This window comes from Pantoea sp. SYBGC1 (assembly GCF_057197005.1).
On sequence record NZ_JBXUNM010000010.1, the window covers coordinates 50642 to 65238 of the forward strand.

General features: G+C 58.7%; 13 protein-coding genes. 11 read left to right on the forward strand and 2 right to left on the reverse strand.

Annotated features, from left to right (window positions below; genetic code table 11):
• Positions 1-23: 23 nt before the first annotated feature.
• The 4 genes from ggt to gntU all read left to right on the forward strand — a co-directional run bounded on the left by ggt (position 24) and on the right by gntU (position 4951).
• Complete coding sequence (gene ggt / locus AC2CF9_RS15175) at positions 24-1775, forward strand: gamma-glutamyltransferase (protein WP_484557371.1); 1752 nt, start codon at positions 24-26, stop codon at positions 1773-1775.
• Positions 1776-1934: 159 nt separating this feature from the next.
• Positions 1935-2930 carry a gluconate operon transcriptional repressor GntR gene (gene gntR / locus AC2CF9_RS15180; protein WP_484557372.1) on the forward strand — a complete coding sequence of 332 codons (996 nt, stop codon included), beginning with the start codon at positions 1935-1937 and terminating at the stop codon, positions 2928-2930.
• Positions 2931-3071: 141 nt separating this feature from the next.
• Complete coding sequence (gene gntK / locus AC2CF9_RS15185) at positions 3072-3611, forward strand: gluconokinase (RefSeq protein WP_039381948.1); 540 nt, start codon at positions 3072-3074, stop codon at positions 3609-3611.
• The gene (gene gntU / locus AC2CF9_RS15190; protein WP_039381950.1) at positions 3611-4951 is read left to right on the forward strand and encodes a gluconate transporter; all 1341 of its coding nucleotides are present in this window, start codon (positions 3611-3613) and stop codon (positions 4949-4951) included. Before gntK ends, gntU begins: the two co-directional genes overlap by 1 nt.
• Positions 4952-5286: 335 nt before the next feature.
• On the opposite strand, the gene AC2CF9_RS15195 is transcribed toward gntU, so the two are convergent.
• Positions 5287-6912, reverse strand: a complete 1626-nt coding sequence (locus AC2CF9_RS15195; RefSeq protein ID WP_484557373.1) for a Na/Pi cotransporter family protein — start codon at positions 6910-6912, stop codon at positions 5287-5289.
• A gap of 286 nt (positions 6913-7198) precedes the next feature.
• On the opposite strand from AC2CF9_RS15195, the gene psiE reads away from it, so the two are divergent.
• From psiE to ubiA, 3 genes are all read left to right on the forward strand, one after another.
• Complete coding sequence (gene psiE / locus AC2CF9_RS15200) at positions 7199-7609, forward strand: phosphate-starvation-inducible protein PsiE (RefSeq protein ID WP_065650366.1); 411 nt, start codon at positions 7199-7201, stop codon at positions 7607-7609.
• Between the two features lie 88 nt (positions 7610-7697).
• Entirely contained in the window at positions 7698-8213 is a 516-nt protein-coding gene (gene ubiC, locus AC2CF9_RS15205; RefSeq protein WP_150018202.1) for a chorismate lyase, read from the forward strand.
• On the forward strand, positions 8210-9103 hold the full coding sequence (ubiA, locus tag AC2CF9_RS15210) for a 4-hydroxybenzoate octaprenyltransferase (RefSeq protein WP_190315030.1): 894 nt from the start codon (positions 8210-8212) through the stop codon (positions 9101-9103). Before ubiC ends, ubiA begins: the two co-directional genes overlap by 4 nt.
• 35 nt (positions 9104-9138) lie before the next feature.
• Here the strand turns inward: ubiA and plsB are convergent, their stop codons facing one another.
• Positions 9139-11562 (reverse strand): glycerol-3-phosphate 1-O-acyltransferase PlsB, encoded by a 2424-nt coding sequence (gene plsB, locus AC2CF9_RS15215; protein ID WP_484557398.1) that lies wholly within the window; start codon positions 11560-11562, stop codon positions 9139-9141.
• 127 nt (positions 11563-11689) lie between these two features.
• Between plsB and AC2CF9_RS15220 the strand changes: the two genes are divergently transcribed.
• The 4 genes from AC2CF9_RS15220 to AC2CF9_RS15235 all read left to right on the forward strand — a co-directional run bounded on the left by AC2CF9_RS15220 (position 11690) and on the right by AC2CF9_RS15235 (position 14587).
• Complete coding sequence (locus tag AC2CF9_RS15220) at positions 11690-12058, forward strand: diacylglycerol kinase (RefSeq protein ID WP_108570124.1); 369 nt, start codon at positions 11690-11692, stop codon at positions 12056-12058.
• Between the two features lie 105 nt (positions 12059-12163).
• Complete coding sequence (lexA, locus tag AC2CF9_RS15225) at positions 12164-12778, forward strand: transcriptional repressor LexA (protein ID WP_065650361.1); 615 nt, start codon at positions 12164-12166, stop codon at positions 12776-12778.
• A 129-nt stretch (positions 12779-12907) separates the two neighbouring features.
• The gene (gene dinF / locus AC2CF9_RS15230) at positions 12908-14230 is read left to right on the forward strand and encodes an MATE family efflux transporter DinF (RefSeq protein WP_484557374.1); all 1323 of its coding nucleotides are present in this window, start codon (positions 12908-12910) and stop codon (positions 14228-14230) included.
• Positions 14231-14374: 144 nt separating this feature from the next.
• Positions 14375-14587: a CsbD family protein gene (locus AC2CF9_RS15235; protein ID WP_150018205.1), complete on the forward strand. Its 213-nt coding sequence runs from the start codon at positions 14375-14377 to the stop codon at positions 14585-14587.
• The last annotated feature ends 10 nt before the right edge of the window (positions 14588-14597 follow it).

Sequence of the window (14597 nt, forward strand, 5' to 3'; positions counted from 1 at the left end):
CAACTGAAAAGGATGGTGGCAGGATGAGGACAGCAGGCAGGTTGCGCCAGTTGAGCTGGGCGATGTTAATGAGTTTTACCGTGGTGCAGGGGGCCGCTGCGGCGCCGGCAAGCGCGCCACCAATCTCCTATGGCGTTGACAGCGACACCTTTCATCCGGTGAAAGCGCAGCACGGCATGGTCGCCTCGGTGGATGCGATGGCAACGCAGGTGGGCGTGGATATTCTCAGACAGGGCGGCAATGCGGTGGATGCGGCGATCGCCGTGGGCTTTGCGCTGGCCGTTACCCATCCGCAGGCGGGTAATCTCGGCGGCGGCGGCTTTATGCTGCTGCGCACGGCGTCCGGGCGTACTGCTGCTATCGACTTTCGTGAAATGGCGCCGGCGCGCGCCTCGCGCGATATGTTCCTTGATAAGCAGGGTAATGCGGATAGTAAGTTATCACTTACTTCTCACCTGGCGTCTGGCACACCCGGTACGGTCGCGGGATTTGCGCTGGCGGCAAAGAAGTATGGCACGCTGCCGCTGCGCACGCTGCTGGCCCCGGCTATAAAGCTGGCGCGTGACGGCATTATCGTCAACGATGCGCTGGCGGACGATCTTGCCACCTATGGCAAAGAGAACCTGATCAATCACGCAAACAGCCGGGCAATCTTTTACAAAGCGGATGGTAAACCTTATCAGAAAGGCGATCGGCTGGTGCAGAAGAACCTGGCGCGCAGCCTGCAGCTGATTGCGCAGCAGGGAGCCGATGCGTTCTATACCGGTCGCATTGCTGATGAGATCGCCGGCGAAATGGCACAGCACGGCGGGCTGATTGGCAAAGCGGATCTCGCCGCTTACCGTGCCGTGGAGCGTAAACCGGTCAGCGGCACCTACCGCGGCTATGAAGTGTTCTCCATGCCACCACCCTCATCGGGCGGGATCCACATTGTGCAGATCCTGAATATTCTGGAGAACTTCGATCTGGCGAAGTGGGGCTTCGGCAGCGCAGACGCCATGCAGGTCATGGCAGAAGCAGAGAAGTATGCTTACGCCGATCGCTCCGAGTATCTTGGCGATCCCGATTTCGTCAAAGTGCCGCAGCAGGCGCTGACCAGCAAAGCCTATGCCAGAACCCTGGCGCAGCAGATCGACGTCAGCAAAGCGCGCCCGTCATCAGAGATCAAACCGGGTAAGCTGGCACCGTACGAGAGCAATCAGACCACCCACTTCTCGGTGGTGGATAAAGCGGGCAACGCTGTGGCGGTGACCTATACCCTGAACACCTACTTTGGCAGCGGGATCGTGGCGGGCAACAGCGGCATCCTGATGAACAATGAAATGGATGATTTCTCCGCGAAGCCGGGTACGCCAAACGTTTACGGCCTGGTCGGCGGCGAGGCGAATGCGATTCAGCCGGCGAAGCGTCCGCTCTCCTCCATGTCACCGACGATTGTAGCCAAAGAGGGGAAAACCTGGCTGGTCACCGGCAGTCCGGGCGGCAGCCGGATCATCACGACCGTGCTGCAGATGGTGGTTAACAGCATCGATTTTGGAATGAACGTGGCGGAAGCGACTAACGCGCCGCGTTTTCATCATCAGTGGCTGCCCGATCAGCTGCGCGTGGAGAAAGGCTTCAGTCCCGATACGCTGCGCCTGCTGGAAGCGAAAGGTCAGCACGTGAAGGTGCTGCCGGCAATGGGCAGTACGCAGAGCATCATGATCGGTCCGGATGGCATGCGCTACGGCGCGTCCGATCCGCGCTCGGTTGACGATCTCAGCGCCGGTTATTAATCGCCGGTAAGCCCGACACTGCTTCCGGTATTGTTTAGCCAGCCTGCGTGCTGGCTTTTTTATCGCCGTTCGACCCATCCGGCGTGCGGGCAGGCATCAGACGCGGAAGCGGTAAAAATAGTGATAAACTCAGCGTATCTCTGGCCTCAGGTGCATACGATGAAGAAGAAAAGACCGGTATTACAGGACGTCGCCGATCGCGTCGGCATCACCAAAATGACCGTCAGTCGCTATCTGCGCGACCCGGAGCGGGTCTCCGCCGCGCTGCGTGACAAAATTGCCGTCGCGCTGGATGAGCTGGGTTATATCCCTAATCGTGCACCCGATATGCTCTCAAACGCCACCAGCCGCGCCATTGGCGTGCTGCTGCCCTCCCTGACCAACCAGGTCTTTGCTGACGTGCTGCGCGGAATTGAAACCGTGACCGATGAGGCGGGATATCAGACGCTGGTCGCGCACTTTGGCTACAATCCGGAAAAAGAGGAGCGGCAGCTGCGCTCGCTGCTGGGCTGGAATATTGACGGCGTGATCTTAACTGAACGTACCCATACCACTGGTACGCTGCGCATGCTGGAGGTGGCCGGGATCCCGGTCATTGAGATCATGGACAGCGTTACGCCGTGTCTGGATATGGCGGTGGGATTTGATAATGTCGAAGCGGCGCGACAGATGACGCAGGCTATCCTGAAGAAAGGGCATCGCCATACGGTCTACCTGGGGGCGCGGCTTGATGAGCGTACGCTGCAGAAGCAGCAGGGGTATGAACAGGCGATGCGCGAGGCGGGACTGACGCCGCACAGCGTGATGATGGAAGACGCCTCTTCCTTCAGCGCCGGCGCACAGCTGCTGTGCGAGGCGCAAAAGCGCTATCCGGCAACCGACAGTCTGTTCTGTACTAACGATGACCTGGCCGTAGGTGCCATGTTTGAATGCCAGCGTCAGGGGCTGCGCGTGCCGGAGCAGATGGCGATCGCGGGCTTTCACGGCCACGATATTACGCAGGTCGTGACGCCGCGGCTGGCCACCGTGCTGACGCCGCGCGAACGAATGGGAAGCGAGGCGGCTGCCATGCTGCTGGCGCGCATTAGTGGCGATTGTTCATTTAGCGGCCCGCTCGATATCGGCTTTGAGATTGCTGAAGGTGACAGCATCTGATTATGGCGAATGTATGAGCCACTTCACACTTTTACGCTTTTCCGGCTGACGAGGGTTGTCAGCATCGGGACGCACTCCGACAATGAATGACAGATTTGTTATCGGTAACATTGGCAGAATAAGCTGCCGGAGCGCAAAACTATGATCACGCCATCTTCATCACATCACGTTTTTATCCTGATGGGTGTATCCGGCAGCGGAAAGTCTGTCGTTGCTAATCGGGTATCACACGAACTGAATACCGCTTTTCTGGATGGAGATTTCCTTCATCCACGCAGTAACATCATGAAAATGGCGGAAGGCCACCCGCTGGATGATAACGATCGCCAGCCGTGGCTGCAGGCGCTGAACGACGCGGCTTTTGCCATGCAGCGCACTCAGGCGGTATCGATTATCGTCTGCTCGGCGCTGAAAAAGTCCTATCGCGACATTTTGCGCCAGGGCAATCACAACCTGAAATTTATCTATCTGAAAGGCGATTTCGAAACCATTGAAACCCGCCTCAAAGCCCGTAAGGGTCACTTCTTCAAGCCACAGATGCTGGTAACGCAGTTTGCCACGCTGCAGGAACCTGGCACAGATGAGGCTGATGTCCTGATGGTGGATATCAACCACTCGCTGGATGACGTTGTTGCAGCTACGGTTGCGACCATCAGGGATGCAATCAACAAGGGCGAGTAATGAGTACCGCAACGCTGGTGTTAACCGCAGCAGGCTCTGTCCTGCTGCTGCTGTTTCTGGTAATGAAAGCGCGGATGCACGCCTTTGTCGCCCTGATGCTGGTTTCTATTGGTGCCGGGCTTTTCTCCGGTATGCCACTCGATCAGATTGCCGATACGATGCAGAAAGGCATGGGCGGCACGCTGGGCTTTCTTGCCATCGTCGTAGCGCTTGGCGCAATGTTCGGCAAAATTCTGCATGAAACCGGTGCGGTGGATCAGATCGCTATCCGGATGCTGAAAACCTTTGGCGAGAGCCGGGCGCACTATGCGATGGGGATCGCCGGGCTGATCTGCGCGCTGCCGCTGTTTTTTGAAGTCGCGGTGGTGCTGCTGATCAGCATCGCCTTTGCGGTGGCGCGCCGCACGCATGACAACCTGGTGAAGCTGGTGATCCCGCTGTTTGCCGGCGTGGCGGCGGCGGCGGCGTTTCTGCTGCCGGGACCTGCGCCAATGCTGCTGGCGGCACAAATGCACGCTGATTTCGGCTGGATGATCCTGCTGGGACTCTGCGCGGCCATTCCGGGGATGCTGATCGCCGGGCCGCTGTTTGGCAGCCTGATCGCCCGTCACGTCAGCTTCAGCGCGCCGCCGGAAGATCATCAGCCGGATGTGGACGAGGGCAGGCTGCCCTCATTTGGTTTCAGCCTCTCTCTGATCCTGTTTCCGCTGCTGCTGGTCGGGCTGAAAACCATCGGTGCGCGCTTTACCACGCCGGATACCCGGCTCTACGAATGGCTGGAATTTATTGGCCATCCGTTTACCGCGATTCTGCTGGCGCTGCTGGTGGCGATCTATGGTCTGGCGTACCGGCAGGGCATGGATAAAGAGAAGGTGATGCAGGTGTGCGGCAGCGCGCTGCAGCCCGCCGGCATTATTCTGCTGGTTATCGGTGCCGGCGGCGTCTTTAAGCAGGTGCTGGTTGACTCCGGCGTGGGGCCGGTGCTGGGTCACGCGCTGACCGGTGCCGGTATGCCGATTGCGCTGGCCTGCTTTATTCTGGCGGGTGCTATCCGGGTTATTCAGGGCTCTGCAACCGTGGCCTGTCTGACCACCGTAGGGCTGGTGATGCCGGTGATCGAACCGCTGCACTACAGCGGCGCACAGCTCGCGGCGCTCTCAATCTGTATCGGCGGTGGCTCAATTATTATCAGCCACGTCAACGATGCCGGCTTCTGGCTATTTGGCCGCTTTACCGGTGCCACCGAGGGCGAGACGCTAAAGACCTGGACGCTGATGGAGACCATCCTCGGCACCACCGGCGCCATCGTCGGCATGATTGCGTTTAGTTTGTTATCGTAAATAACCCAGGGGCGCATAAATGCGCCTCCTGCGGGATTAAATAACGTCGTTAATGGCGGTTGATACGGTGCACGCATCCAACCAGGGGCGCATAAATGCGCCCCCTACGTCACCGTAGGGTCGCCATTCATGGCGACCGTGTCGATGCCCGCACCGGATCCGATGACGCGGTTTATTACGTCACCGTAGGGTCGCCATTCATGGCGACCGTGTCGATGCCCGCACCGGATCCAATGACGCGGTTTATTACGGCACCGTAGGGGCATCATTAATGACGCCCTGGCCGATGCCCGCATCAAATCAGGGGCGCATAAACGCGCCCCTGCGTGCAGACCTTAATCTACTTCCCGCTCATCATCTGGCTGGTCGAGAACGGTATAAGCCACCGCACAGAACAGCGAATTAAGGCGCTTCATATCTCCCAGCAGTCCCAGATGCAGCGAGCTGGTCTCAATGCTCTGCACATTATTCAGATGCAGTCGCTCCACGTGCGAATGAGAGAAACGGCGGATCAGAATACGGAAGCGATGTTTGGCCCGCCGCAGGCGTTTCGCGCTGGTGATATCATGCGACAGAAATACCGAAAGGCTCAGGCGCAGATTATTCAGCACCTGCTCCTGCAGCGTATTCAGCTCTTCCAGCCCTTTTGCCGAAAAGGCCCGCCGCGCCTGTAACGATTTATCCGCAACGTCACCGCTCATGCGCTCAATGATGTCACCCGCCTGTTCAAGATTCAGCGCCATCTCAATAATTTCAGCCCAGCGCCGCGCATCCTCCTCCGCCAGATCTTCGCGCGGCATGCGGGCCAGATAGAGTTTGATGGCGGTATAGAGCACGTCAACATCATCATCCAGCTGCCGCACCCGGTGCGCTTCACGCAGTTCGCCCCGAACCACGCGGCTGAACGACTCCAGCATCTGCTCCAGCACGTCGCCCATGCGCAGGGTCTCACGCGCGGCATTGACCAGCGCCAGCGCAGGCGTATCCAGCGCGCTTTTATCCAGATGTCTGGGCTTGAGGTGCGCCTGATGCTCTGCATCGTCAGAAATCATACGCTGGCAGAGTCGCGCCATCGGCGCCGCAAACGGCACCATAATCAGGCAGCGTGCCAGGTTGTAAAAAACGTGGAAAAAGATCACCAGCTCTTCATCATTCACCGGCAGCCGATCCAGCAGCTCAGCAATCAAATCAACAAACGGCAGTACCGCAATGCTGCCGATAAGCTTGAACAGCAGGCTGCCGAGCGCCACCCGCTTGCCGGCCGCATTGGAACCGCTGGCGTTGATCATCGCCAGCAGGCCGCTGCCGAGGTTGGCACCAATGACCAGACAGAGCGCCACCTTAAATGAGATCACCCCGGCGGCGGTCAGGGTTGCGGTGATCAGCACCGCCGCCAGGCTGGAGTAGCTAATGATGGCAAAAACGGCGCCGATTAACGCGTCCAGCAGCGTATCGCCGGTCAGGGTGGAGAAGAGCACCTGTACGCCCGAAGCCTGCGTTATCGGACGTGCAGCGGTGACAATCAGCTGCAGCGCCAGCAGGATCAGCCCGAGACCAATGGCGGCACGGCCCATCTGTCCGACGCGCGTCTGTTTGCGGCTGAGAAAAAAAACCACGCCAAAAAAGATAAACAGCGGGGAGAGCCAGGAGAGATCGAAGGTCAGCACGCGCGCCATAATGGCCGTGCCGACATCAGCCCCCAGTACCACCACCAGGGCAGGTGTCAGGCTGACCAGGTTTTGCGCCACAAACGAGGTGACCAGCAGCGTGGTGGCGTTACTGCTCTGTACCAGAGCGGTAACGCCAATGCCGGCCAGAAAAGCCATCGGTTTTTTTTCCACGCTGCGGCTCAGTACCCGACGCAAATCGGCACCGTACACGCGCATGATGCCGGTGCGCACAATGTGGGTGCCCCAGACCAGCAGTGCGACAGCAGAAAGCAGATTGAGCAGAGTTAACACGGTCGCAGACTCCTGTATGCCAGGCAAAAAGCAGCCAGCTGCCTGCCTGGCAAACACGGCAGCGGGGGGAAAACCGGTAGCGCACCGCATGAATTTTTCGTTAGATATAAATAACCTGAAGCGGCGTCGACCTGTTAACTGTAGCTGAATCCGGTTCACTGCGATGAGATATCCGCGGCGTTTACGCTGCCCCTGACGGAGAACCGCTACCTTAACGTCATATTGTGATTCAGATCACATTGCAGCATGATAGCGCTCTTCTCATTTGCGCATTAAGGACGCAGCAATGACAGATAAATCAGCCGCCGGTCAGCTTATCGCGACGGTGCTGCAGTGGGTACTTAACATCGGCCTGTTGATCCTGGCCGTGATCCTGGTGGTATTTCTCGGCAAGGAGACGATTCATCTGGCTAACGTGCTGTTCAGCACCGGTGAACAGGCGTCATCCTATCTGCTGATTGAAGGCATTGTGATCTACTTTCTCTACTTTGAATTTATCGCGCTGATTGTGAAATATTTTCAGTCGGGCTATCACTTTCCGCTGCGCTACTTTGTTTATATCGGGATCACCGCCATTATCCGGCTGATTATCGTTGACCACAAAAACCCGTTCGACACGCTCTGCTATTCCGCTGCGATCCTGATCCTGGTGGTCACGCTGTGGCTGGCAAACAGCAACCGGCTGAAGCGCGAATAGCGTTCCTTATCATCTCTGGCGCTCGCGGCCGTGCCAGCGGCCGTGCTCTGCGGTAAACTAAGGCAACTTTTTTGCCGGAGATCGCCTGATGTCGCACGATGCGCTGCGCCAGTTATATGCCCTGCAGTGGTTACCCGCCTCCTCGCTGCTGCCTGCACCGCTGACCGACTGGCTGATGGAAGAAGATTCCATGACGCGCCGTTTTGAGCAGCACTGCCGGCAGGTTACCGTTCAACCCATCCGTGAAGGCTTTGTCAGCGCGGCGGAAGTGGCAGCAGAAGCGGCTTTTCTGCCGGACGATACGCGCTTCTGGCTGCGTGAAATTGTGCTGTGCGGCGACGGCGAGCCGTGGCTGCTGGGCCGCACCGTAGTGCCCGAGAGTACGCTGCAGGGACCGGAGCAGATGCTGCAGCAGCTTGGTACACGCCCGCTGGGGCGCTATCTTTTTGCCTCTTCAGCGCTGAGCCGCGATTTTATTCATCCTGGCCAGGCCGGCGATTTGTGGGGACGGCGTTCTCGCCTGCGCCTTTCGGAGAAGCCCCTTCTGTTAACTGAACTTTTTTTACCGGCATCGCCGCTTTACCGCGCGCTGCAGCAAGGATGAAACCTGTGCAAAAATCACTACCTGTAAGCAAATGGCAGGCTTACAGCCGCCTGATGCGCATCGACAAACCTATCGGCACGCTGCTGCTGATGTGGCCCACGCTCTGGGCGCTGTGGCTGGCTGGCATGGCGGTACCGCCGCTCCCGGTGCTGATCGTGTTTGTGCTTGGCGTCATCGTTATGCGCGCTGCCGGCTGCGTCATTAATGATTACGCCGATCGCAAAGTGGATGGTCATGTCAAACGCACCGCCGGCCGGCCGCTGGCGAGCGGGGCGGTTTCAGAGAAAGAGGCAAAGCTGCTGTTTGCCGCGCTGGGCCTGCTGGCGTTTATGCTGGTGCTGACCATGAATCGCATGACCATTCTGCTCTCTTTTGGCGGGCTGGCGCTGGCGTGGGTCTACCCCTTTATGAAACGCTATACCCATCTGCCGCAGGTGGTACTTGGCGCAGCCTTTGGCTGGGCGATCCCGATGGGATGGGCTGCAGTAAGTGAGTCCTTACCTTTAGTCTGCTGGCTGGTGTTCTTCGCTAACATCTGCTGGACGGTGGCCTACGATACCCAGTACGCCATGGTGGATCGCGATGACGATCTGAAAATAGGCGTTAAATCTACGGCGATTCTGTTTGGTCGTTTTGACAAGCTGATTATTGGCCTGCTGCAGCTGGCTACGCTGGGGCTGATGGCGCTGGTGGGAAGTATGCTGAATCTGAACGGGGCATTCTACTGGTCACTGCTGGCTGCCGGCGCGCTGTTTGTCTATCAGCAAAGCCTGATCGCCCGCCGCGAACGCGACGCCTGCTTTCAGGCCTTTCTGAACAACAACTACGTCGGACTGGTGCTGTTTGCTGGCGTGCTGCTGAATACGCAGCCGTTTCTGGCGCTGTTCTGAACCGGCAGGGACGCATCATGCGTCCCTGCCTTGCCTTACTCGTGTGCGATCGCACTCTCAATCGTCAGACGCACGTCGCTGGTGACCAGCTCCGCCAGCATCTGCCACATCGCGTGCGTGCGCTCCGCATCGGCATCACCTGAGTCGCTGATATAGCGCTCATCGCGCAGCGTCAGTACCAGCGTGGTAAATACCGCCTTATCAAAGAACTCCGGCGCATTGATACCGTGCAGCACTGACAGACGCTGCGCCAGCGTGCGGCTCTCTTTCTCCAGCGTGCCACGGTTGATCGTGGGTTTGGCACTGAGAATGGCGAAAGTGATCGCAAAGCGCTGCAGCGTTTCGCGAATACCGGCTGCCAGCAGCTGCAGCGAGCGATAGCGCGCGGTGCTCAGCTTAATCTGCCCATCCAGCTGCGTTACCAGCCCCTGTCGCGCCATCTCCGCACACAGCGCACTGAGCAGCGCCGGCAGTTCGGCATTTTCCCAGCGCAGGAACAGTTCACTTTTCAGCATCGGATAGACCAGGCTTACCTGGCGCAAAAGCTCTGCTTCGCTGATTTCGCGGTGCTGCTGCACAATCGCGGCAATCAGCGACGGCATCACCAGCATGTGCTGAATGTTATTCCGGTAGTAGGTCATCAGCACGGCCTGCTCGCGCGGCAGAATAATGATATCGCCAATGCTGTCCTGCTCGGTTTCAAACTTGTTCATGCTCATCGCGTGATCCAGCAGCGCTTCGGCGCTCAGATCGGGCACCGTCGCTTCCGGTGAATAGGGCACGTTGCGCAGCAGCTGAGTGTAGCACTCCAGCTGCTCCGTCAGCTGCTCACGCGTCAGAGAGCGCTGGCGCGACGCCAGCAGCGCGGTCACACACAGATTCATGGCGTTGGCCGCACCCGCTTCGTTAATGCGCACCATCAGGCGGGCAGCGATATCGTTTACCGCTGGCGTCATCCACGCGGGACGCTGCGGATCGATAGGGTCGATCGCCTCGCGCCACTCGGGAATATGCTTGTTCAGGTAGTTAACCAGCGGCAGCGGTTCGCCAAAGTTAACGTAGCCCTGACCGAGATTGCGCAGCTTACGCAGGCCGCGCACCATCTGTACAAAGCCCTCTTTCTCTTTGGCCGCGCCGCGCAGCTCTTTGGCGTAAGTACCCACTTCCATTACGTGCTCATAGCCGATATAGATCGGTACAAACGTAATCGGGCGGCTGCCGCCGCGCAGCAGCGCCTGCAGCGTCATTGAGAGCGTGCCGGTTTTAGGATCGAGCAGGCGGCCAGTACGCGAGCGTCCGCCCTCAACAAAGTACTCAACCGAGTAACCGCGGCTGAACAGCTCGCCCAGATATTCGCGGAATACGGTGGAGTAGAGTTTATTGCCCTTAAAGGTACGGCGAATAAAGAAGGCCCCCAGCCGGCGGAAAATGGGGCCGGCTGGCCAGAAGTTGAGATTGATACCGGCAGCGATGTGCGGCGGCACCAGCCCCTGATGATAAAGCACGTAGGAGAGCAGCAGGTAATCCATATGGCTGCGATGGCAAGGCACATAGACTATTTCATGTCCATCCTGCGCCAGCTGACGCACGCGCTCGCCGCCGTTGACGCTTATGCCCTGATAGAGGCGGCTCCAGAGCCAGCCCATAATGCGGTCGGTAACGCGAATCGCCTCATACGAGAAGTCTGCCGCGATCTCTTCCATCATCTCAACGGCATTTTGCTGCGCTTTTTCATGCGAAATCTTTTTGCTGCGCGCTTCATCTTCAACCGCTTTTTCAATCGCTTTCGACTGCAGCAGCTTGTTGAACAGATCCTGACGGGCGGGCAGGCTGGGTCCTACCGCAGCCAGACGCTGGCGGGCAAAGTGAATACGCGCCACGCGCGCCAGCTTCTGTGCAATCGACTTATCCGTGCCGTGTTCGGTCGCCATCTGGCGCAGCGAGACGGTGGAAGAGAAGCGGACGAAGCTGTCGCGGCCGTGCCAGAGAATGGCGAAAAACTTCTGTACGCCATTCAGTACGCGCAGATGCGGCGTAGGCTCGCCCTGAATTTCACGCCCTGGCGCACGGCCAAACATCACCGCCACCGGCAGCATCTGGACATCCAGCTGCGGGTTATTACGATGCAGATCCAGATAGTCGTGAAACAGTTTCACTGACTCCGGGTTCGCCACGTAGTAAGGAAAGACACGCGGGCCATCATGGATAAACACATGACGCGGCAGCAGCGTGCCGTCAATCTCCAGCGGCGCGAGCGGATCGGGCAGATCAAGCCGCAGACACTGGTTACGCAATGTAAGCAGGTCCGCCTTTGAATCATAAGGCAAAACATACATCACGGGACGGGTGGGATCGATACCGTGCTCCGAAACCGGATCGGTCGGTATGACCTTACTTTTTACCAAAATAGAGAGTGGTAAATTCAATAATTTGTAATAGAGTTTACGCCAACCTGACATAGACAACTTGAAGCCTCTTGTTAGCAAAGCGCGGCAAGCATACCAGAAAGTGCAGCGAAGATCTGTGGCTGTGCCATCGCACGCTGCGCACTCATTGACGCCAAAATTACTCAAGGGTTCCCTATTCATGGCAAATAACGTTACCGGCCTGCTACGTATCATCAAAGCGGCGGGCTACTCCTGGCAGGGCATTCGCGCGGCCTGGCAACATGAAGCGGCCTTTCGTCAGGAGGCCGTTGCAGCGGTGATTGCGGTGGTCGTCGCCTGCTGGCTGGATGTGGACGCAGTGACGCGCGTGCTGCTGATTGGTTCGGTGATACTGGTGGTGGTAGTGGAAATCCTCAACAGCGCGATTGAGGCGGTGGTCGACAGAATCGGCCAGGAGCGTCATCCGCTGGCGGGCCGCGCCAAGGATATGGGTTCTGCCGCCGTGCTGCTGACGATCCTTCTCGCGCTGTTTGTCTGGATCACGCTGCTCTGGCCGCGCGCATATTAAGGCCGCCCGTACCGAGATATCGCTGATTTTTGCCGCAGCTGCGGTTTTCATTTCGCCAATACCTGTATATACTCACAGCGACTGTATAAACAACCAGGGGGCGGGATGAAAGCGTTAACCAGCAGGCAGCAGCAGGTCTATGACCTGATTCGCGACCATATTAATTCAACCGGCATGCCGCCAACGCGTGCTGAAATTGCTTCACAGCTGGGCTTCCGCTCACCCAATGCGGCTGAAGAGCACCTGAAAGCGCTGGCGCGTAAAGGAGTCATTGAGATTGTCTCTGGCGCCTCGCGCGGCATTCGCTTGCTGATGGAAGAAGAGACAAGCGGCGGACTGCCGCTGATCGGGCGTGTCGCTGCCGGCGAGCCGCTGCTGGCTCAGGAGCACATCGAGACCCACTATCAGGTCGATGCTAACCTGTTCAAGCCGAGCGCGGATTTTCTGCTGCGCGTTAGCGGCATGTCGATGAAAGATATCGGAATTATGGATGGCGATCTGCTTGCCGTGCATAAAACCCAGGATGTGCGTAATGGCCAGGTCGTGGTAGCGCGCATTGATGACGAAGTCACCGTAAAACGCTGGAAAAAGCAGGGTGCTATCGTGCATCTGCTGCCGGAAAACAGCGATTTTCAGCCTATCGAAGTGGATACGCGCCAGCAGTCTCTGACCGTTGAAGGTCTGGCTGTCGGTATTGTCCGCACCGGTGAATGGCTGTAATACCTGGTTAGCCCCCCCGCTGCGGTCTGTGCCTGCACAGGCCGCGGTCTGCTATATTACCCCTCTGCTTCCAACCGTGGCGCCGTGCAGCTGCATGAGGCGCGTTGCCCGCAATAACAGGACTGGCTGATGCCGCTGTTTACCTCTTCTGATCGCACGCTCTGGCGCCTGGCGCTGCCCATGATCCTCTCTAATATCAGCGTACCGCTGCTGGGCATTGTGGATACGGCTATCATTGGCCACCTCGACAGCCCGGTTTACCTCGGCGGCGTAGCCGTGGGCGCAACGGCCACCAGCTTTGTCTTTATGCTGCTGCTCTTTTTGCGCATGAGCACCACTGGCCTGACGGCGCAGGCGTTCGGCGCCGGCAATAAGCCAGCGCTGGCGCGCGCGCTGATCCAGCCGATGCTGATTGCGCTGGCGGCAGGCGTGCTGTTCATTGTGCTACGAACGCCGGTCAGCGAGCTGGCAGCCGCGCTGATGGGCGGCAGCGAGGCGGTGCAGCAGCAGGCGCAAACCTTTATCGCTATCCGCTGGCTCAGCGCGCCTGCCACGCTGGCAAACCTGGTGATCCTCGGCTGGCTGCTCGGCGTACAGTATGCGCGCGCGCCGATGGTGCTGCTTATCACCGGCAACGTCGTGAATATCCTGCTCGATCTGCTGTTTGTTCTGCAGTGGCACTGGGGCGTGGCGGGCGCCGCAGCGGCCACCGCCGTCGCGGACTATGTGACGCTGGCCGTGGGGGTTTGGATGGTGGCGCGGGTGCTGGCGCTGCGCGGCATATCATTATCGCTGCTTAAAGCCAGCTGGCGCGGCGACGCCGCGCGCCTGTTCCGGCTTAACCGCGACATCATGCTGCGTTCGCTGCTGCTGCAGCTCTGTTTCGCCTCGCTGACGCTGCTGGGCGCGCGACTCGGCGCTGACGTGGTTGCGGTCAATGCGGTATTGCTGATGTTCCTGACTTTTACCGCCTATGCGCTGGATGGTTTTGCGTATGCGGTGGAAGCCTGCTCCGGTGAGGCGACCGGCGCAGGCGATCGCAGCCGGCTGCGGCTGATTTGGTATGCCGCCTGCCGGCAGGCGGGCATTGTGGCGCTGCTGTTCGCTGTGATTTACGCCCTCTGCGGCCCGGCAATTGTTGCGCTGCTGACCTCAATTGAGTCGCTGCGTGAGGCGGCCGACCGCTATCTTATCTGGCAGGTGATCCTGCCGCTGGCTGGCGTCTGGTGCTATCTGCTGGATGGGATGTTTATCGGAGCCACGCGCGGCCGGGATATGCGCAACAGCATGCTGCTGGCGGCGCTGGGCTATGCGCTGACGCTGCTGACGCTGCCGTGGCTCGGAAATCATGGTTTATGGCTGGCTATTACCGTATTCCTCGCGCTGAGAGGCATTACGCTCGGGCTGATCTGGCGTCATCACTGGCAGCGCGACAGCTGGTTCAGCGTGTGATGTCAGCCGATCGGCCAGCAGCGCACAAAACTGGCAGTTTGTGCTGCAGCGGTTAACCTTAACGTGACAGCACGCAGGTTATACGGCGGTTCAGCCCGCGTCAGGGTGGCCACCGTCTGGCTCAGCAAACCGGGGAGAGATGCGATGAACCGAGATGAAGCGAGTGGCAGCTGGAAACAGTTTAAAGGAAAATGCAAAGAGCAGTGGGGCAAGCTGACCGATGATGACCTGAGCGTGATCGAAGGCAGACGCGACCAGCTGATCGGCAAGATTCAGGAGCGCTACGGCTATGCCAGAGCAGAAGCGGAGCGCGAAGTAAACGAATGGGAAAGCCGGCACAACGATCCACACAGCTAGTGCCACTCCC

What these genes read in the sequence shown, in the direction of transcription:
- ggt (WP_484557371.1), top strand. Translation starts at nt 24, where the DNA reads ATGAGGACAGCAGGCAGGTTGCGCCAGTTGAGCTGGGCGATGTTAATG.
- gntR (WP_484557372.1), top strand. Translation starts at nt 1,935, where the DNA reads ATGAAGAAGAAAAGACCGGTATTACAGGACGTCGCCGATCGCGTCGGC.
- gntK (WP_039381948.1), top strand. Translation starts at nt 3,072, where the DNA reads ATGATCACGCCATCTTCATCACATCACGTTTTTATCCTGATGGGTGTA.
- gntU (WP_039381950.1), top strand. Translation starts at nt 3,611, where the DNA reads ATGAGTACCGCAACGCTGGTGTTAACCGCAGCAGGCTCTGTCCTGCTG.
- psiE (WP_065650366.1), top strand. Translation starts at nt 7,199, where the DNA reads ATGACAGATAAATCAGCCGCCGGTCAGCTTATCGCGACGGTGCTGCAG.
- ubiC (WP_150018202.1), top strand. Translation starts at nt 7,698, where the DNA reads ATGTCGCACGATGCGCTGCGCCAGTTATATGCCCTGCAGTGGTTACCC.
- ubiA (WP_190315030.1), top strand. Translation starts at nt 8,210, where the DNA reads ATGAAACCTGTGCAAAAATCACTACCTGTAAGCAAATGGCAGGCTTAC.
- plsB (WP_484557398.1), bottom strand. Translation starts at nt 11,562, where the DNA reads ATGTCAGGTTGGCGTAAACTCTATTACAAATTATTGAATTTACCACTC.
- AC2CF9_RS15220 (WP_108570124.1), top strand. Translation starts at nt 11,690, where the DNA reads ATGGCAAATAACGTTACCGGCCTGCTACGTATCATCAAAGCGGCGGGC.
- lexA (WP_065650361.1), top strand. Translation starts at nt 12,164, where the DNA reads ATGAAAGCGTTAACCAGCAGGCAGCAGCAGGTCTATGACCTGATTCGC.
- dinF (WP_484557374.1), top strand. Translation starts at nt 12,908, where the DNA reads ATGCCGCTGTTTACCTCTTCTGATCGCACGCTCTGGCGCCTGGCGCTG.
- AC2CF9_RS15235 (WP_150018205.1), top strand. Translation starts at nt 14,375, where the DNA reads ATGAACCGAGATGAAGCGAGTGGCAGCTGGAAACAGTTTAAAGGAAAA.